At 63.1% G+C, this 17,752-nt stretch carries 16 protein-coding genes; 10 read left to right on the forward strand and 6 right to left on the reverse strand.

The window, feature by feature from the left end; translation table 11 throughout:
* The 5 genes from dnaA to EB815_RS00025 all read left to right on the forward strand — a co-directional run bounded on the left by dnaA (window position 1) and on the right by EB815_RS00025 (window position 5,462).
* The gene (dnaA, locus tag EB815_RS00005; RefSeq protein WP_056569957.1) at window positions 1-1,545 is read left to right on the forward strand and encodes a chromosomal replication initiator protein DnaA; all 1,545 of its coding nucleotides are present in this window, start codon (window positions 1-3) and stop codon (window positions 1,543-1,545) included.
* A 305-nt stretch (window positions 1,546-1,850) separates the two neighbouring features.
* Window positions 1,851-2,969 carry a DNA polymerase III subunit beta gene (dnaN, locus tag EB815_RS00010; protein ID WP_010913340.1) on the forward strand — a complete coding sequence of 373 codons (1,119 nt, stop codon included), beginning with the start codon at window positions 1,851-1,853 and terminating at the stop codon, window positions 2,967-2,969.
* Window positions 2,970-3,047: 78 nt separating this feature from the next.
* Complete coding sequence (gene recF, locus EB815_RS00015) at window positions 3,048-4,187, forward strand: DNA replication/repair protein RecF (protein WP_056569953.1); 1,140 nt, start codon at window positions 3,048-3,050, stop codon at window positions 4,185-4,187.
* Window positions 4,188-4,218: 31 nt separating this feature from the next.
* Entirely contained in the window at window positions 4,219-4,971 is a 753-nt protein-coding gene (locus EB815_RS00020) for a molybdopterin-synthase adenylyltransferase MoeB (RefSeq protein ID WP_056569951.1), read from the forward strand.
* Window positions 4,972-4,985: 14 nt separating this feature from the next.
* On the forward strand, window positions 4,986-5,462 hold the full coding sequence (locus EB815_RS00025; protein WP_056570451.1) for a GNAT family N-acetyltransferase: 477 nt from the start codon (window positions 4,986-4,988) through the stop codon (window positions 5,460-5,462).
* Between the two features lie 32 nt (window positions 5,463-5,494).
* Here EB815_RS00025 and EB815_RS00030 read toward each other — a convergent pair whose 3' ends face one another.
* Window positions 5,495-6,496: a 2-hydroxyacid dehydrogenase gene (locus EB815_RS00030; protein WP_056569949.1), complete on the reverse strand. Its 1,002-nt coding sequence runs from the start codon at window positions 6,494-6,496 to the stop codon at window positions 5,495-5,497.
* 148 nt (window positions 6,497-6,644) lie between these two features.
* Between EB815_RS00030 and EB815_RS00035 the strand changes: the two genes are divergently transcribed.
* Window positions 6,645-7,202, forward strand: a complete 558-nt coding sequence (locus tag EB815_RS00035) for an SH3 domain-containing protein (protein WP_056569947.1) — start codon at window positions 6,645-6,647, stop codon at window positions 7,200-7,202.
* Window positions 7,203-7,405: 203 nt separating this feature from the next.
* Here the strand turns inward: EB815_RS00035 and irrA are convergent, their stop codons facing one another.
* Window positions 7,406-7,837 carry an iron response transcriptional regulator IrrA gene (irrA, locus tag EB815_RS00040; protein WP_056570449.1) on the reverse strand — a complete coding sequence of 144 codons (432 nt, stop codon included), beginning with the start codon at window positions 7,835-7,837 and terminating at the stop codon, window positions 7,406-7,408.
* Window positions 7,838-8,079: 242 nt separating this feature from the next.
* Here irrA and fabA point away from each other — a divergent pair, with 242 nt between their 5' ends.
* The 4 genes from fabA to EB815_RS00060 all read left to right on the forward strand — a co-directional run bounded on the left by fabA (window position 8,080) and on the right by EB815_RS00060 (window position 12,420).
* Window positions 8,080-8,595, forward strand: coding sequence for a 3-hydroxyacyl-[acyl-carrier-protein] dehydratase FabA (fabA, locus tag EB815_RS00045; protein WP_010913332.1), 516 nt, complete (start codon window positions 8,080-8,082; stop codon window positions 8,593-8,595).
* Window positions 8,596-8,644: 49 nt separating this feature from the next.
* The gene (fabB, locus tag EB815_RS00050; RefSeq protein ID WP_056569945.1) at window positions 8,645-9,865 is read left to right on the forward strand and encodes a beta-ketoacyl-ACP synthase I; all 1,221 of its coding nucleotides are present in this window, start codon (window positions 8,645-8,647) and stop codon (window positions 9,863-9,865) included.
* Window positions 9,866-9,896: 31 nt separating this feature from the next.
* Window positions 9,897-10,700 carry an enoyl-ACP reductase FabI gene (gene fabI, locus EB815_RS00055; RefSeq protein WP_056569944.1) on the forward strand — a complete coding sequence of 268 codons (804 nt, stop codon included), beginning with the start codon at window positions 9,897-9,899 and terminating at the stop codon, window positions 10,698-10,700.
* A gap of 175 nt (window positions 10,701-10,875) precedes the next feature.
* Window positions 10,876-12,420: a putative bifunctional diguanylate cyclase/phosphodiesterase gene (locus tag EB815_RS00060; RefSeq protein ID WP_056569943.1), complete on the forward strand. Its 1,545-nt coding sequence runs from the start codon at window positions 10,876-10,878 to the stop codon at window positions 12,418-12,420.
* A gap of 17 nt (window positions 12,421-12,437) precedes the next feature.
* Here the strand turns inward: EB815_RS00060 and EB815_RS00065 are convergent, their stop codons facing one another.
* From EB815_RS00065 to corA, 4 genes are all read right to left on the reverse strand, one after another.
* Window positions 12,438-13,448 (reverse strand): class I SAM-dependent methyltransferase, encoded by a 1,011-nt coding sequence (locus tag EB815_RS00065; protein ID WP_056569940.1) that lies wholly within the window; start codon window positions 13,446-13,448, stop codon window positions 12,438-12,440.
* A 126-nt stretch (window positions 13,449-13,574) separates the two neighbouring features.
* The gene (pnp, locus tag EB815_RS00070; RefSeq protein ID WP_056569938.1) at window positions 13,575-15,722 is read right to left on the reverse strand and encodes a polyribonucleotide nucleotidyltransferase; all 2,148 of its coding nucleotides are present in this window, start codon (window positions 15,720-15,722) and stop codon (window positions 13,575-13,577) included.
* A 407-nt stretch (window positions 15,723-16,129) separates the two neighbouring features.
* Window positions 16,130-16,504 (reverse strand): 30S ribosomal protein S15, encoded by a 375-nt coding sequence (gene rpsO, locus EB815_RS00075; RefSeq protein WP_269465810.1) that lies wholly within the window; start codon window positions 16,502-16,504, stop codon window positions 16,130-16,132.
* A 78-nt stretch (window positions 16,505-16,582) separates the two neighbouring features.
* The gene (gene corA, locus EB815_RS00080; protein WP_056569933.1) at window positions 16,583-17,677 is read right to left on the reverse strand and encodes a magnesium/cobalt transporter CorA; all 1,095 of its coding nucleotides are present in this window, start codon (window positions 17,675-17,677) and stop codon (window positions 16,583-16,585) included.
* Window positions 17,678-17,752 lie beyond the last annotated feature (75 nt).

The raw sequence follows: 17,752 nt of genomic DNA on the forward strand, positions 1-17,752 counted from the left end.
ATGCAGAGCGGCATCGAAAGGGAGCTTACGGGCGACCTCCCATTTCCTGGAACTTTGATCGGAGCAAACGAGATGGCGGTCTCCAGCGACGCGGAACAGAAGTTCGACCGGGTCAAGACCCAGTTGAAGGCGCGCCTGGGAGCTGAAGTCTATTCGAGCTGGTTCGGCCGGATGAAGGTCGCGGAGGCATCCAAGGGCATTGTCCGCATCTCGGTGCCCACCGCGTTCCTGCGCTCGTGGATCAACGGCCACTATCTCGACCTCATCTCCGAGTTGTGGAAGCAGGAGGATGCCGATCTCCTCAAGATCGAGATCGTGGTGCGCACGGCCACCCGCCAGGGGCGCAGCCATGCGGAACCGGAATTGGCCCCGGCACGCAAGATGACACGGCAGACGCAAACGGCATTGGCCGCCGGCACCGTGAGCCCCGGCAGGGTGGAACGTCCCCCGGTGCCGCGTCCGGGCGCCGCGATCGAGAGCGAGTTCCGCCATAATGTGCTGGGATCCCCGCTCGACCCGCGCTACACGTTCGGTTCCTTCATCGAAGGCCCGTCGAACCGGGTGGCTTTCGCCGCCGCCAAGGCCGTGGCGGAATCGCAGTCGAGCGCGGTGCGCTTCAATCCGCTTTTCCTGCACGCGACCGTCGGGCTCGGCAAGACCCATCTGCTGCAGGCCATCGCGGCGGAATCGCTTAAGCAGAACCCCAAGTCGCGCGTCGTCTATCTGACCGCGGAATATTTCATGTGGCGCTTCGCCACGGCGATCCGCGACAACAATGCGCTGACGCTCAAGGAACAGCTGCGCGACATCGACCTCTTGATCATCGACGACATGCAGTTCCTGCAGGGCAAGTCGATCCAGCATGAATTCTGCCATTTGATCAACATGCTGCTCGACAGCGCCAAGCAAGTCGTTGTCGCCGCCGACCGGCCGCCGTCGGAGTTGGAATCGCTGGAGCCGCGGGTCCGCTCGCGCCTCAACGGCGGCGTCGCGCTCGAAATGTCGGCGCCTGATTTCGCCATGCGCCTCGGCATGCTCAAGCTGCGCCTGGCCACGGCCCGGGTAGACGACGCGTCGCTCGACATTTCAGACGAAATCCTCAATCACGTCGCCCGCACCGTGACCGGCAGCGGACGCGAACTGGAAGGCGCGTTCAATCAGCTGCTGTTCCGCCAGTCGTTCGAGCCGCAGATCACCATCGACCGCATCGACGAGATCCTCGGCCATATCTATCGCACCGGAGAGCCGAAGCGGGTTCGCATCGAGGATATCCAGCGCATCGTGGCACGCCACTACAATGTCTCGAAGACGGAGTTGCTGTCCAACCGGCGCACGCGCACCATCGTCAAGCCGCGGCAGGTCGCCATGTACCTGTCGAAGGTGATGACGCCGCGCTCGCTGCCCGAAATCGGACGGCGCTTTGGCGGCCGTGACCACACCACGGTGCTGCACGCCGTGCGCAAGATCGAGGACCTGTCCGGTAATGACAACACGCTGGCGCAGGAACTCGAGCTGCTGCGACGGCTGATCAACGACCAGGCCTGATGGATCCGAGACAGGCAAGCCAGAACCGCATCGGAATTCAATGGCTTGCCTGCTCGGCGGCACCCCTGAGATGGGCTCGAGCCAGTGGCTGGCGACGATCCGGATTCCGGTTTCAGTACCCTGCGCGGCGGTCTTCGCGGCCTTTATCCCCAGAAAGCCCGCGCGGCCGGCCGGAACCGGCGGCGCGGGCTTGCGTTTGCTGGCTTTTTCCTGTCAGTTTACGCAGATTCTGAGCCTGTTCAGACCTTTCGCGGGGCGCCGCCAGCCGGAGACCCGCTCATCCTTTCAAGCGAGCCTGTTTCGTCATGCGTGTTATCCTGGAACGGTCAAATCTCCTGAAGTCGCTCAACCACGTTCATCGCGTGGTCGAACGGCGCAACACGATACCGATCCTGTCCAATGTGTTGCTCAGCGCCGAGGGCGCCAGCCTCGAAATGAAGGCGACCGACCTCGATCTGGAGGTGACGGAAGCGACGCCCGCCAAGGTCGAGCGCGGCGGCGCGACGACGGTGCCGGCGCACCTGCTCTACGATATCGTGCGCAAACTCTCGGACGGCGCCGAGGTGATGCTGAAGACGGATGAAGACGGCAACGCCATGACGGTGACGTCGGGCCGATCGAGCTTCCGCCTGCAATGCCTGCCGCAATCCGATTTCCCCGAGCTCTCGGCCGGATCCTTCTCGCATATCTTCCGGCTCGACTCGGTTGCTCTGAAGGGGCTGATCGAGAAGACGCAGTTCGCCATTTCCACCGAGGAGACACGCTACTATCTCAATGGCATCTACCTGCACACGCATGAAGTCGGCGGCAAGCTGAAGCTGCGCTCGGTGGCCACCGACGGCCACCGCCTGGCGCGCGCCGAAATCGATGCGCCGGCGGGCTCCGAGGGTATGCCGGGCATCATCATTCCGCGCAAGACGGTGAGCGAGCTGCAGAAGCTGGTAGACGACCCGGATGTCGCCGTTACGACCGAACTATCCGACACCAAGATCCGCTTCACCATCGGCAGCGTGGTCCTGACCTCGAAGCTGATCGATGGCACCTTCCCCGATTATCAGCGAGTCATTCCGACCGGCAATGACAAGAAGCTGATCCTCGACCGCCAGAGTTTTGCCGCCGCGGTCGACCGCGTCTCGACCATCTCCTCCGAACGCGGCCGCGCGGTGAAGCTTTCGATCAGCGAAGGCCAGGTGACGCTTGCGGTCAACAATCCGGATTCGGGCAGCGCCACCGAGGAACTGGCGGCCGATTATTCGTCCGACCCGATCGAGATCGGCTTCAACGCCAAATATCTGCTCGATGTCGCCGCGCAGCTGACCGGCACGGAAGCCAAATTCATGCTGGCCGACGCCGGTTCGCCGACGCTGATCCACGACATGGCCGACGAGACGGCGCTTTACGTGCTGATGCCGATGCGGGTATAGCCGGCGCCGCATCATCGATCCGGCTCTGCGACGGGACCCGCGGCAGCAACAATGGCGACTTCTACAGGCGGATAGCGGTTGCCGGCACAAACTCATATAAGTAAGCTTACACTTACTAATTTTCGCAACTACGCCTCGCTGGCGATCGATCTCGCCCCGGGGCCCGTGGTCTTTTCCGGCGACAACGGCGCCGGCAAGACCAATCTCCTCGAAGCAATCTCCTTCCTGACGCCGGGACGCGGCTTGCGCCGTGCGCCCTACGCCGACGTCGCACGCGAGGGCGGCGATGGCGGCTTTGCGCTGCACGCCCGTCTCGACGGGCCTGACGGCCAGGTCGAGATCGGCACGGGTATTTCCGGCGGTGAGGGCGAAGGCGGCAGGCGGGTTCGCATCAACGGCGCGACCGCGAGATCGGCCGAAGACATGCTGGAATGGCTGCGGGTGGTGTGGCTGACGCCCGCAATGGACGCGCTGTTCACTGGACCGGCCGCGGATCGCCGACGCTTTCTCGACCGGCTGGTCCTGGCAATCGATCCCGGCCATGGGCAGCGGGCGCTCGACTACGAAAAGGCGATGCGCGGCCGTAACCGGTTGCTGACGGATGGGTCTCGGGACGACCGCTGGTTCGAAGCGATCGAGATACAGATGGCCGAAACCGGCGTCGCCATTGCTGCGGCACGCGCCGAACTGGTGCGCCTGCTTGCCGCCATGATCGACAGGCTGCCCGACACGGGGCCGTTCCCGCAGGCCGACATCAGCCTTTCTGGCGATCTGGAAACAGACGTTTCCGCCGCGCCGGCAGTCGACGTCGAGGAGCGGTTCCGACGGGCGCTCGCCGATGGCCGCGATCGTGACCGTGCCGCGGGACGAACGCTCGAAGGGCCGCACCGCTCCGATCTCCTGGTGAGACACAGGCCCAAGGCAATGCCGGCCGAACTCTGTTCCACCGGCGAGCAGAAGGCACTGCTGGTCGGCATCGTCTTGTCACATGCCCGGCTGACCGGCGAAATGTCGGGCCTGACGCCGATCCTGCTGCTCGACGAGATCGCCGCTCATCTCGACGGCGGGCGGCGGGCGGCGCTGTTTTCGATCCTCGAGGAGTTGAATTGCCAGGCATTCATGACGGGAACCGATGCCGCGCTGTTTTCCAGCTTGCAAGGCCGCGCCCAGTTCCTCACCGTAGACCACGGCACGGTTGGGCCAACCGAAGGGCCCTGACAAGGTTTTTCAGCCGCTATATGGTCCTGACATGACCACCGCGCTGACCTCCGACGAAATCGAACGCTACGCCCGCCACATAGTGCTGCCCGAGGTCGGCGGCCCGGGCCAGCAGAAACTCAAACAAGCACGGGTCCTGGTGATTGGCGCCGGCGGGCTGGGCGCCCCAGTGCTCGAATATCTCGCGGCCGCAGGCGTCGGCACGCTCGGCATCATCGACGACGACACCGTGTCGCTGTCCAATCTGCAACGCCAAGTCATCCACGGCACCGATACGGTCGGCATGCTGAAAACCGACAGCGCCAAGGCGGCAATCACCCGCATCAATCCCAACACCGCGGTCGAGACGCACACGTTCCGGATGAGCGCGGAGAACGCCCCGGCCCTTGTCTCTCGCTATGACATTGTGGTCGACGGTTCCGACAATTTCGAGACCCGTTATACGGTGGCCGATGCCTGCGCAAGCGCGTGCAAACCGCTGGTGCATGCCGCTGTCGGTCGCTTCGACGGCTCGGTGACGGTGCTGAAGCCCTTCGAGAACGGTAAGGATGGCAAGCCGAACCCGGGCTATCGCGATCTCTTCCCCGAAGCTCCACCGCCGGGCCTTGTGCCGTCCTGCGCCGAGGCCGGGGTGCTTGGAGCGCTGACCGGCGTCGTCGGAACGCTGCAGGCGATGGAAGCGATCAAGCTGATCACCGGCATCGGCGAGCCGCTGGTCGGCAGGCTATTGCTTTACGATGCGCTTGCCGCACGCTTCGAAACGATCCGCTACGCCAGGCGCTGACCTTGACGCAAAAAATGCCCCTTTCCATCGACCGCATTTCGGTCGGCTTCAATCGTTGGGACGAGCTGCTTTCCCTGATCATGCGTGCCTTCGCCTTCATGGACGGCGTTATCGACCCGCCGTCCTCTGCTCACCTGCTCACCGTAGACACACTGCGCGACAAGGCCGGGCGGGAGACCGGTTTGGTGGCCCTCGACGGTGCCAGGATCGTCGGCTGCGTCTTCGCTCTTGAAAGGGCACATGATTTTTACGTCGGCAAGCTCGCCGTCGACCCGGACTGCCATGGGCAAGGCATTGGCCGGCGGCTGATGCGGTCGGTCGAACTGCTCGCTCTAGACCACGGCAAGGCAGCCCTGGAGTTGCAGACACGGATCGAGCTCACCGCCAACCACGCCGTCTTTGCCCGCCTCGGCTTTCGCGAGACCGAACGGACGGCGCATGACGGCTACGTCAGGCCGACCTCGATCACCATGCGCAAGGCGCTTTCGTAACCTTTGGCTTTCACTTGAAGGCGTCGAGCCCGTCAGGTCCTGAGCGGCAGAACGCGGTCCGGCGGGCGGTGGCCATCGACGAACGCCCGGATATTGATGATGACCTTCTCGCCCATGTCAATGCGGCCCTCGAGCGTCGCCGAGCCCATATGCGGCAGGAGCACGACCTTGTTCCTGGCGGCGAGCTTGAGCAGCTTGGCATTGAGCGCCGGCTCGTGCTCGTAGACGTCGAGGCCGGCGCCGGCGATCTTGCCGTCCTGGATCAGCTTGACCAGCGCTTCCTCGTCGATGATGTCGCCGCGCGCGGTGTTCACGACGTAGGCCGTGGGCTGCAGCAGAGCCAAGCGCCGTGCCGACAGAAGATGGAAAGTCGCCGGCGTCGACGGACAATTGACCGAGATGATGTCCATACGGGCCAGCATCTGGTCGAGGCTTTCCCAATAGGTCGCCTCAAGCCCGTCCTCGACGGCCGGCAGGACGCGATGGCGGTTGTGGTAGTGGATGGAGAGGCCGAAGGCCTTGGCGCGCCGAGCGACGGCCGTGCCGATGCGCCCCATGCCGACAATGCCGAGCCGCTTGCCCCAGATGCGCCGGCCAAGCATCCAGGTCGGCGACCAGCCGGCCCATTTCTTGTCGCCGGTGAGCACATTGGCGCCTTCCGCGAGCCGGCGCGGCACCGCCAGCATCAGCGCCATGGTCATGTCGGCGGTGTCTTCGGTGAGGACATTGGGCGTGTTGGTGACGGTGATGCCCTTCCTGGCGGCCGCGGCCACGTCGATCTTGTCGACGCCGTTGCCGAAATTGGCGATGAGCTTGAGGTTGTCGCCGGCCTGGGCGATCAGCGCCGCGTCGATCTGATCGGTCACCGTCGGCACCAGCACGTCGGCCTCCTTGACCGCGGCAACCAGTTCCGGCTGCGTCATCGGCCTGTCCTCGACATTCAGCCTCGCGTCGAACAGCTCGCGCATGCGGGTCTCGACCGGGTCGGGGAGCTTTCGCGTGATGACCACGAGAGGCTTCTTTTTGCCTGGCATTGTTTCCCTCGTTGAGACCTCTTTAACCAAGACCGGCGAAACTGAAAGCCGGTCGCGGTAGCCGATTTACCCATGTAACAAGCGGTGCCGCCGAAGACAAAGAAAAAGGGGCGCCGAGGTCATCGAGCCCGCGCCGAAAGGAACGAAAGTGTCTGGTTTCGCGTCGCTTCGCCTGACCCTAAGCGCAGCATTTCTCGGCGCTCTGCTTTATTCTCCCTTTGCCGTGGCGCAAAGCGCGGCAGCACCCGCCCAAAGCGTCACGCTCGGGCCGAGCGGCCTGCCGCTGCCGCGATTCGTCAGCCTCAAGCCAGCGCGCGTCAACTCGCGCGTCGGTCCGGGCGCCAACTACTCCGTCAACTGGATGTATGTGAAGGCCGGCCTGCCGATGGAGGTCATCCAGGAATTTGATACATGGCGCCGCGTGCGCGATGCGGACGGTTCGGAGGGCTGGATCAACCAGTCGATGCTTTCGGGCCGGCGCACCGCCATCATCGCGCCTTGGCAGCGCGGCAAGGGTGGCCAGATCAATCTCATGAAAAGTCCGGACAAGGACGCCAGGGTCGTGGCGATCGTCGAGCCGGGCGTCATGGGCACGATCAAGACCTGCGACGGCCAGTGGTGCGAAATGACGCTTGACGGCCACACCGGCTGGCTCGCCCAGTCGGCGGTCTGGGGCGCCTATCCCGGCGAGCGGGTCAAGGACTGAGGTCGCTCCGTTCGCGGCCGATACAGCCGGGATGGGTATCCTGAAAGCCGGTTGGCAGCTTCAGGCCATAAGCCCGATGCGCGGTCGATGGCGATTTGGGCGGTGCAGGCCGCCACGACTGCCGATTCGAGCCGGATTGTCAGGTCGGGGGTTTCATCCCTTGCCGATTATTCCGGCCTGGTCGATTGTTCTGGTCCTGCCGGTCATTCCCGGCGCTTGGGGCGCAATCTCACCACGATATCGACATTGGCGATTTCCATGCCCTCGGGCGGGTCCGGCAGGTTGGTGATCGTCACCGGGCCGCTGGCAATGTCGAAAATCCGGTTCTCGCCTTCGACGTAGAAATGGTGGTGGTCGGAGGTGTTGGTGTCGAAATAGGTCTTGGCGCCCTCGACGGCCAGGATGCGCAGCAGTCCCGCCTGGGTGAACTGGTGGAGTGCGTTGTAGACCGTGGCCAGCGACACCGGCACGCCGGCGGCCAGCGCCTCCTCATGCAATTCCTCGGCCGACAAATGGCGGTCGCCCTTGGCAAAAAGCAGGTCGGCCAGCGCAATACGCTGGCGCGTCGGCCTCAGGCCGGCTTCGCGCACCCGCTTGTCCACAGCGACATTTTCCTTCCGGCAGCCCCGGTCCATCTGGTCTTCCAAGCTTGCAGTCCCGCTTCAAGACACGCCCAGAATGGCAAAAAAATGAACGTCTGCCGAAACCGGACCCCTGCTGACATATATTCTGTCGTCCGAATGCGATCAATAGCGCGCATTGACCCGGGCAGACTGGCGGGTTAAGCGCAAACGCCGGTTTCCGGCCTGAAACAGATTGTGTTAGGACACCAACGACAAGGGCGCGCTACCGCCCGGACGATATGGGGACGAGATTGATGGCGGGTAAATCCAGCTACGACTACGAAGAATTGCTGGCCTGCGCCCGCGGCGAACTGTTCGGAGAGGGCAATGCCCAGCTGCCCTACCCGCCCATGCTGATGTTCGACCGCATCACCGAAATCAGCGAGACGGGCGGCGCCTTCGACAAGGGCTTCATCCGGGCGGAGTTCGACATCAAGCCGGACCTGTGGTTCTTTGCCTGCCATTTCATCGGCAATCCGATCATGCCGGGATGCCTCGGCCTCGACGCCTTGTGGCAGTTGACTGGCTTCTATCTCGGCTGGCTCGGCGAACCCGGCAAGGGAATGGCGCTGTCTACCGGTGAGGTCAAGTTCAAGGGCATGGTCACCCCATCGGTCAAGAAGGTCGAGTATGGCGTGGATTTCAAGCGCGTGATGCGTGGCCGGCTGGTGCTCGGCATCGCCGATGGCTGGATGAAGGCGGATGGCGAGCCCATATATGCGGCTACCGACCTGAAGGTCGGTCTGTCCAAGCAGTCGGCGGTCGCTTGACCGCAGTTCTGGCCGACCCACTGGCCAGCATCCCTGGAAGGAGTTGCGAATGAGACGTGTCGTAGTCACCGGCCTCGGCATCGTGTCGTCGATCGGCAACAATGCCAACGAGGTGCAGACCTCGCTGCATGACGCCAGATCCGGCATCAGCTTTTCCGATTCCTTCGCCGAACATGGCTTCCGCTGCCAGGTCTGGGGCGCACCTACACTCGACCCGACCGCCATGATCGATCGTCGCGCGATGCGCTTCCTGTCACAGGGCGCGGCCTGGAACCACGTCGCCATGGATCAGGCGATCGCGGATGCCGCCTTGAGCGAAAGCGACGTCACCAACGAGCGCACCGGCATCGTCATGGGCTCGGGCGGCCCCTCCACCCGTACCATTGTCGAGGCGGCCGAAACCACGCTCAAGAACGGCAGCCCCAAGCGCATCGGTCCGTTCGCGGTGCCAAAGGCGATGTCGTCGACCGCGTCGGCGACGCTTGCCACATGGTTCAAGATCCACGGCGTCAACTATTCGATCTCATCAGCCTGCTCGACCTCGGCGCATTGCATCGGCAATGGCTACGAGCTGATCCAGTGGGGCAAGCAGGACATCGTCTTTGCCGGCGGCCACGAGGATCTCGACTGGACCATGTCGGACCTGTTCGACGCCATGGGCGCCATGTCGTCGAAGTTCAACGACAGGGCATCAGCCGCGTCCCGCGCGTATGACGTCAACCGCGACGGCTTCGTCATCGCCGGCGGCGCCGGCGTGCTGGTGCTGGAAGAGCTGGAGCATGCCAAGGCGCGCGGCGCCAAGATCTATGCCGAGATCGTCGGCTACGGCGCGACCTCGGACGGCTACGACATGGTCGCGCCTTCCGGCGAAGGCGCGGTCCGCTGCATGCGCCAGGCGCTGGCGACGGTTTCCACGCCGATCGATTACATCAACACCCACGGCACCTCGACGCCGGTGGGCGATTCCAAGGAAATGGGCGCCATCCGCGAGGTGTTCGGCGAGAAGATGCCGTTCATCACCTCGACGAAATCGCTGACCGGCCATTCGCTGGGCGCGGCCGGCGTGCAGGAATCCATCTATTCGATCCTGATGATGCAAGGCGGCTTTATCGGCGAGAGCGCCCATATCGAAACGCTCGATCCTGAATTCGAGGGCATGCCGATCGTGCGAAAGCGCATCGACAACGCCAAGATCGACACCGTCCTGTCAAATTCCTTCGGTTTCGGCGGCACCAACGCGACGCTCGTTTTCCAGCGCTATTCCGCATAACGCCAGCGTTTTTCTAGAAGGATTGCCTGACATGGACGGATTGATGAAGGGCAAGCGCGGGCTTGTCATGGGTGTCGCCAACGATCATTCGATCGCCTGGGGCATCGCCCAGAAATTGTCCGAACATGGGGCGGAGCTCGCCTTCACCTACCAAGGCGAGGCCTTCGGCCGCCGGGTCAAGCCGCTCGCGGACAGGCTGGGCGCGTCGCTGGTCGTTCCCTGCGATGTCGAGGACAGCGCTTCGGTCACCGCCACGTTCGAGACGCTTGGCAATGCCTGGGGCGGACTGGATTTCGTCGTCCATGCCATCGGCTTTTCCGACAAGAACGAGTTGAAGGGCCTTTACGCCGACACCAGCCGCGACAACTTCGTCCGCACCATGGTGATCTCCTGCTACTCCTTCACCGAGGTCGCCCGCAATGCCGCGCCCCTGATGACGCAGGGCGGCTCGATGATCACGCTGACCTATGCCGGTTCGGTCCGCGTCATGCCGAACTACAATGTCATGGGCGTCGCCAAGGCCGGCCTCGAGGCCAGCGTGCGTTACCTCGCCAATGACTATGGCCCGCGCGGCATCCGGGTGAACGGCATCTCGGCGGGGCCGGTGCGCACGCTTGCCGGCGCCGGCATTTCGGACGCCCGCCACATGTTCTCCTACCAGCAGCGCAACTCGCCGCTGCGCCGTACCGTGACCATCGACGAGGTCGGCGGCTCGGCGCTTTATTTGCTGTCCGACCTGGCTTCCGGCGTCACCGGCGAAATCCACTATGTCGATTCCGGCTATCACATCGTCTCGATGCCGACGCTCGATGAATTGAAGCAGACGGATGGCTAACGAGTACTGAAACGGGTCAAGGCGACACGTTTCGGGAAACATGGATGGTGCCGTTTCGCGGAAATGGTCCTTTTCCAGTAAAGAAATAATCCTCTCCAGTAAAATTGGATGCATTCGCGGAAACTCATTTTAAGAGGATTTCCGCTATAGAGGCCCGCAATCTGGGGACCTTTGAATGCCTGCCGTCAGCAACCCGAAGCGAACACCGGTGTTCCGACTGCTCACGATAGCAAGTTCGGGCATTGGCAGTTTCGTCCTCGGCATCTGGGGTCTGAAGCACGGTCTCGGCGCCGGGTTTGCCGGCATATCGGCGGACATGATGGTCGCGATCATGGCTGCGCTTTGCGCGCTCGCGGCATCGGTGGCTGCAATGTCCTTCTTCGCCGGCGTCGATGAATCGGCGGATTTCGTTTTCAACGAAACCCATTTCGACAAGCTGACGGGACTTCTGGCGCGGCCGGCGATGGTCGGCAAGATCGCCGAGGCGGCATGCGTGACAAGCCGGACCGGGGAACCGGTGTTCCTGATCGACATCGACATCGACCGGTTCAAGCAGATCAACGATGCGATTGGCTATAGCCAGGGCGACGAGCTGATCCGCGCCTTCACCAGGCGACTACAAGACAGCGTGCCCGCACGCGCCCTGATCGGGCGCATCGGTGCCGGGGAGTTCGCGGTACTGCTGCCGGATCACCAGATCCAAGGGACGATGGAGGGCATGATCGAGCGGCTCATCGACGAGATGATGGAACCCTATGAACTCAGCAGCCATCAGCAATCGGTGAGCCTGTCCGTGGGCATCGTGGCCATGCCCAAGGATGGTGTCGATCCGGTCCTTATCCTGCGCAGGTCCAACCTGGCGCTGCAGCATGCGCGCGCCAGCGGCGTTGGCAACTGGTCGGTATTCGACAGCGAGATGGGACGAGTCGCCGATTATCGCCAATGGGTGGAATCCGAGCTGCACACGGCTTTCGAGCGTGGCGATTTCGACCTCCACTATCAGCCACAACTCGACCTGCCGAGCGGCCGCATCGTCGGCTATGAGGCGTTGATCCGCTGGAACCATCCTGAGCGAGGCATGATCCCGCCCATGGAGTTCATCCAGATTGCCGAGGAAACCGGAATGATCAACCCGATCGGCGAATGGGTCCTGCGCAAAGCCTGCAACGACGCCCGGCATTTGCCAGACGACTGTTTCGTCGCCGTCAATATTTCGCCGGTCCAGTTCATGACCAAGGACTTCGTCGGCATCGTGCGCGACACGATGCGGGCCACCGGGATCAAGCCGTCACGGCTGGAGCTGGAAGTCACCGAGACGGCGATGATGCAGGACCGCGATCGCGCTGCCGTCATCCTGAAAGAGCTGGCCGAAATGGGCATCTCCGTTGCCGTCGATGATTTCGGCACCGGCTACTCGAACCTCAGCTATCTGATCGATTTCTCCTTCGGCAAGCTGAAGATCGACCGCTCCTTCGTCAGCCGCATCGATACCGATTCCAGCTCCGGCGCCGTCGTCTCGACCATTGTCGGGCTTTCGCGTGCACTTGGCGTCAGCATCATTGCCGAAGGCGTCGAGACCGAGAGCCAGGCCACGCTGCTGCGGGCAGCCGGCTGCGAGGTGGTGCAAGGTTACCTGTTCGGCCGGCCGGCGCCGCTCAGGATCGGCCTTGGTGGCGGGCAAGCCACCGACGAGGTCCGACGCGTCGCCAATCTGCACTGAGCGCGATACGCATCGTTTCAGCGACGCGCGACAAACACCTTGAACATGCCGTCGCGGGCAAGCTCGGCGTGGCTGGCAAAGGCGGCCGACAGCACGGGCTCGTAGGGAAGCTGGCGGTTGGCGACCATGACCAGCCTGCCACCGGGCTTGAGCGCCTTGGCTGCCGCGCGGATCATGCCGGCGCCGATCTCCGGCTCCGCCGCACGGCTGCGGTGAAAGGGCGGGTTCATGGCGATGACGTCGTAGCGGCGCTCGACAGGCTCGGCGAGCAGATCCGTCCAGAAGAAGCCTTGCGCCACGGTGCCGCCGAGGTTGCCCTTGGCAGCCTCCAGCGCATCGAAATCCGCCTCGTAAAGATCGAGCCCCGACAAGCCCGGCGAACGGGTAGCCATCTCAGCCGCCACATAGCCCCAGCCGGCGCAGAAATCAGCCGCATTGCCACGGAGATCGCCAGGCAAATTGTCGGCCAGTAGTTTCGAACCCGCGTCGACGCGATCGAAGGAGAACATGCCAGGCTCGGTGCGGAACCGGCCCTCCACCAGTTGCGCCGGGTTGGCGGCACGCAGTGCCGCGGCAGCCCGCATATCCGCCGGACAGCGCAGCCAAAAGGCAATGCCGTGATATTTCGGCATATGCCCGTCGAGCGGCACGAGTTCGTCGACGCGCTTGCGCAGGCTGGCAACGCCCTCGTCCTTGCCGCCGGCGATGACGATCAGTCCGCCCGGCACCACGCGCTCGAGAGCCTCGGCGATACGCTGTTCATTCTGGCCGCGATGGCGGCCAGCGAGCACCAGGGCGGCATCAAAACCATCACCCACCGGTTGCGGCGCGACCGTGAAACCCGCCGCCTGCAACGCGCGGAAATGCGGCCGGAAGCCTTGTACGAGATGTAGCCCGGCCTCGAACGCCGACGGCAAGCGCAGGCCAGGCTCGGCGCCGAGGAAAAGAATGCGCTCACCCTTTCGCGGCATGGCAAGAGCCTCGGCCTCGAACGGATGGAAAAGCGTCTTCAGCGCCTCAGCGGGCATAGCCGTGTTCCCCATGGTCTTGCGCAATTCCCGTGGGGAAAGCGCCACGCACTTTTCCTGGAATTGCTCCAAACGAAAACGGGCGCGACATAAGCCGCGCCCGTTCCGCTTTTTCTGTCAGGTCGCTCAGGCGGCGTCTTCTTCGCCTTCGGCCTTCTTCTCGCGCACGATTTCCTTGCCGGTGGCCTGGTCGACGACCTTCATCGACAGGCGGACCTTGCCGCGCTCGTCGAAGCCCATCAGCTTGACCCAGACCTTGTCGCCTTCCTTGACGACGTCCGAGGTCTTGGCAACGCGCTCATTGGCGAGCTGCGAGATGTGGACGAGACCATCGCGGGGACCGAAGAAATTGACGAAAGCGCCGAAGTCGGCAGTCTTGACGACCGTGCCTTCGTAGATCTCGCCGACTTCCGGCTCGGCGACGATGGTGTGGATCCACTTCTTCGCCGCCTCGATCTCCTTGGCGTTCGAGGAAGCGATCTTGACCGTGCCGTCGTCCTCGATGTTGATCTTGGCGCCGGTCTTCTCGACGATCTCGCGGATGACCTTGCCGCCCGAACCGATGACGTCGCGGATCTTGTCGGTCGGGATGTGCATGACCTCGATACGCGGCGCGAACTCGCCGAGTTCGGCGCGGGCGCCGGTCAGGGCATGCGCCATTTCGCCGAGGATGTGCTGGCGGCCATCCTTGGCCTGGTCCAGCGCGATCTTCATGATCTCCTCGGTGATGCCCTCGATCTTGATGTCCATCTGCAGCGAGGTGATGCCGTTGGCGGTGCCGGCGACCTTGAAGTCCATGTCGCCGAGGTGATCTTCGTCACCCAGAATGTCGGACAGAACCGCGAAGCGCTCGCCTTCCTTGATCAGGCCCATGGCGATACCGGCAACGGGCTTGGCCAGCGGCACGCCAGCATCCATCAGCGCCAGCGAGGTGCCGCAGACGGTGGCCATCGACGAAGAGCCGTTGGACTCGGTGATCTCCGAGACGACGCGCAGCGTGTAGGGGAACTGGTCAGCGCTCGGCAGCATCGGCCGGATGGCGCGCCAGGCGAGCTTGCCGTGGCCGATTTCGCGGCGGCCCGGCGAACCCATGCGGCCGGTCTCACCGACGGAATAGGGGGGGAAGTTGTAGTGAAGGAGGAACTTCTCCTTGTACATGCCGGTCAGCGAATCGACATACTGCTCGTCTTCGCCGGTGCCGAGCGTGGCAACGACCAGCGCCTGGGTCTCGCCGCGGGTGAACAGCGCCGAACCATGGGTGCGCGGCAGCACGCCGACTTCGGAAACGATCTTGCGGACCGTCTTCAGGTCGCGGCCATCGATGCGCGAGCCGGTGTCGAGGATGTTCCAGCGCACGACCTTGGCCTGGAGTTCCTTGAACACGGAACCGATCTGCTCGGAGGTGTATTTGGGCTCTTCGCCTTCGGCCGGAGCGAACGCGGCCTTGACCTTGGCCTTGACGGCGTCGACGGCGGCATAGCGCTTCTGCTTGTCGGTGATCTTGTAGGCTTCACGAAGCTCGTCGCCGACGATGTTGAGCATTTCGCCTTCGAGCGCGGAATAGTCGGGCGCGGTGAAGTCGCGCGGCTCCTTGGCGGCAACTTCGGCCAGCTTGATGATGGCGTCGATAACCGGCTGGAAGCCCTTGTGGCCGAACATGACAGCGCCGAGCATCAGCTCTTCGCCAAGTTCCTTGGCTTCCGACTCAACCATCAGCACGGCGTCGGCGGTGCCGGCGACGACGAGGTCGAGCTTGGATTCCTGCATCTCGTCGATGTGCGGGTTGAGAACGTATTCGCCGTTGATGTAGCCGACGCGCGCGCCGCCGACCGGGCCCATGAAGGGAACGCCCGACAGGGTCAGAGCGGCCGAGGTGGCAACGATCGACAGGATGTCCGGATCGTTCTCGAGGTCATGCTGGACGACCGTGACGACGATCTGGGTGTCGTTCTTGTAGCCGTCGGCGAAGAGCGGACGGATCGGGCGGTCGATGAGGCGCGAAACCAGCGTTTCCTTTTCGCTCGGACGGCCTTCCCGCTTGAAATAGCCGCCCGGGATCTTGCCGGCGGCGTACGTCTTTTCCTGGTAGTTGACGGTCAGCGGAAAGAAATCCAGGCCGGGCTTGGGCTCCTTCATCGAAACGACGGTCGCCAGAACCTTGGTCTCGCCGTAGGTGGCGAGTACAGCGCCGTCAGCCTGGCGCGCGATCTTGCCGGTTTCGAGGATGAGCGGGCGACCGCCCCATTCGATTTCCACTTTGTGTTGATTGAACATGTCTTGTCCTTTGTATGAGGAAAGGCCGCGCCGTTTCAGCGTGCGCGGGTGCCCTTTCCTCTGGCTTCCTTTCTCGGGCAGCCACGGGCAAGACAACGGGAGGCTCGGGTTTCATCGGCGCGGTGGCCTTACGAGCGTCCTGCAATCCTGCCCCATGACCGTCCATGGGTGGCTTCGAGTGGCCCTCTGCGCGCTCGAAGCCGGATATGACCAATCGATCGACTGGCCTGCGCACAACCCCGAAACCCACGGCTTACGGAACGCGTCATGCGCAAATTCTACTTTTGGAGCGTCCGTCCGGCATCCGGAAGGGTGCGCGGCGCTCCAGTCATGCATTCGAGATCAGGTTGACCCGGGCTCGAATGCGCGACCGGCGGACTCCTTGAAGGAGCCCGCCGGTCAATTCGTCAACGGCGCAGACCGAGCTTCTCGATCAGTGTCTGATAGCGCGCGTCGTCCTTGCGCTTGAGATAATCAAGCAGGCTGCGGCGCTGGGACACGAGAGCGAGCAGACCACGGCGGGAATGGTTATCCTTCTTGTGGTCCTTGAAATGGTCGGTCAGGTTCTTGATGCGCTCGGAAAGGATGGCCACCTGGACTTCCGGAGACCCGGTATCGCCCTTGGCGGTAGCGAATTCACCCATCAATTCCTTCTTGCGCTCGGCAGTAATCGACATCGTGTTTTTCCTTATCTGTTTGAGGAAACGGGTCGCCCTCAGCCGGGATGTCGTCCAGCAGGGGCCGGTGCAAGCAAAGCGTCGTGGCGCTATGCTGCGGCGCATATAGTGCAATTCCCGGCAAAACACCAGCCCAATTCACCAAGCCGGCTTTTCAGCCCAAAATGGCAAGTTTCGCCGCAGTCAAAGCCATTTCTTCCATTTGAAGAACGCAACCAGGCCGACCGCGATAACAGCCATGAACAGGAGCGCTTCCGGATAGCCGTAATAGGCCTTCAACTCCGGCATGTTCCACGGCGAGCTCTGGGGGTCGAAATTCATGCCCCAGACACCGACCAGGAAGGTGAGAGGCATGAAGATGACCGAAACGATGGTGAGATAGCTGATGACGTCGTTGGTGCGCGCCTGGCTCAGCGACAGATGCATCTCGATCAGGCCGGTCAGCATGTCGCGCTGGGTCTCGACGAGTTCGATCAACCTGAGCGAATGGTCGAGCGTGTCATTGAGGAAGACTTTGGTCTCGGCTCTGACATAGGGCACCTCGTTACGGATCAGCGTCGCCAACGCATCGCGCATCGGCCACAGCACGCCCTTCAGCACATTGGCGTCGCGCCGCAATTCGTGCAGCTGCCGCATCTGATGCTTGTGCGGCGAATGCAGCATCTCATCCTCGATGCTGTCGACCAGGTCGCCGGCTCCCTCGATCGGCGGAAAATAGCTGTCGACGATAGCGTCGATAAGCGCGTAGGCCAGATAGTCGGCGCCACGGGTCCGCAACCGGTTGGGCGCCGAACTCTCGATGCGCTTGCGCACCGGGTCGAACGGATCGCCCTCGCGCTCCTGGAAGGTGACGACGAAGTTCTCGCCTAGGAAGAGAGCGATCTGTTCGTAGCGATGCGAGGTGACATCGTCGATCATGCGCACGACGACGAAGGCATGATCCTCGAAGAAGTCGACCTTCGGCCGCTGGCCGGTGTTGACGACATCCTCAAGCGCCAGCGGATGCAGGCTGAAGATGCGGCCGATCTCCTCGATCAGCCCGATGTTGGCGAGGCCGGTGCAGTCGAGCCAGATCACCGGCCATTTCCGGCAATTGGCCTCGACATCGGCGATGCTGGCATTGTCGATGGTCTTGAACTTCTGCGGCGAGATCAAGGTCAGCCGCAATTCGGAGCGCCGCGCCGCCGGATCGGCGATCAGCGTACCCGGCGAGGCGCCGACCGGCGGCCGCCTTGTCTTCACCGGCGCCCGCTTTTTCACCGCCTCGGCTTTTGCCATGTGCCCCTCGAGCGTAGAGTCGACGTGAAGTTAGAACCTTGTTCTCGCAATTTCGAACGCCGTTTCACCCTTTTC

The sequence above is a fragment of the Mesorhizobium loti genome, from assembly GCF_013170705.1.
Classification (GTDB): Bacteria; Pseudomonadota; Alphaproteobacteria; order Rhizobiales; family Rhizobiaceae; genus Mesorhizobium; species Mesorhizobium loti_D.

Excerpts from the sequence above, each read along its gene's own strand:
- EB815_RS00020 (WP_056569951.1), top strand. The coding sequence starts at position 4,219 with ATGACCACCGCGCTGACCTCCGACGAAATCGAACGCTACGCCCGCCAC.
- corA (WP_056569933.1), bottom strand. The coding sequence starts at position 17,677 with ATGGCAAAAGCCGAGGCGGTGAAAAAGCGGGCGCCGGTGAAGACAAGG.
- EB815_RS00030 (WP_056569949.1), bottom strand. The coding sequence starts at position 6,496 with ATGCCAGGCAAAAAGAAGCCTCTCGTGGTCATCACGCGAAAGCTCCCC.
- rpsO (WP_269465810.1), bottom strand. The coding sequence starts at position 16,504 with ATGCGCCGCAGCATAGCGCCACGACGCTTTGCTTGCACCGGCCCCTGC.
- dnaA (WP_056569957.1), top strand. The coding sequence starts at position 1 with ATGCAGAGCGGCATCGAAAGGGAGCTTACGGGCGACCTCCCATTTCCT.
- pnp (WP_056569938.1), bottom strand. The coding sequence starts at position 15,722 with ATGTTCAATCAACACAAAGTGGAAATCGAATGGGGCGGTCGCCCGCTC.
- EB815_RS00065 (WP_056569940.1), bottom strand. The coding sequence starts at position 13,448 with ATGCCCGCTGAGGCGCTGAAGACGCTTTTCCATCCGTTCGAGGCCGAG.
- fabB (WP_056569945.1), top strand. The coding sequence starts at position 8,645 with ATGAGACGTGTCGTAGTCACCGGCCTCGGCATCGTGTCGTCGATCGGC.
- fabA (WP_010913332.1), top strand. The coding sequence starts at position 8,080 with ATGGCGGGTAAATCCAGCTACGACTACGAAGAATTGCTGGCCTGCGCC.
- dnaN (WP_010913340.1), top strand. The coding sequence starts at position 1,851 with ATGCGTGTTATCCTGGAACGGTCAAATCTCCTGAAGTCGCTCAACCAC.
- EB815_RS00060 (WP_056569943.1), top strand. The coding sequence starts at position 10,876 with ATGCCTGCCGTCAGCAACCCGAAGCGAACACCGGTGTTCCGACTGCTC.
- irrA (WP_056570449.1), bottom strand. The coding sequence starts at position 7,837 with ATGGACCGGGGCTGCCGGAAGGAAAATGTCGCTGTGGACAAGCGGGTG.
- fabI (WP_056569944.1), top strand. The coding sequence starts at position 9,897 with ATGGACGGATTGATGAAGGGCAAGCGCGGGCTTGTCATGGGTGTCGCC.
- EB815_RS00025 (WP_056570451.1), top strand. The coding sequence starts at position 4,986 with ATGCCCCTTTCCATCGACCGCATTTCGGTCGGCTTCAATCGTTGGGAC.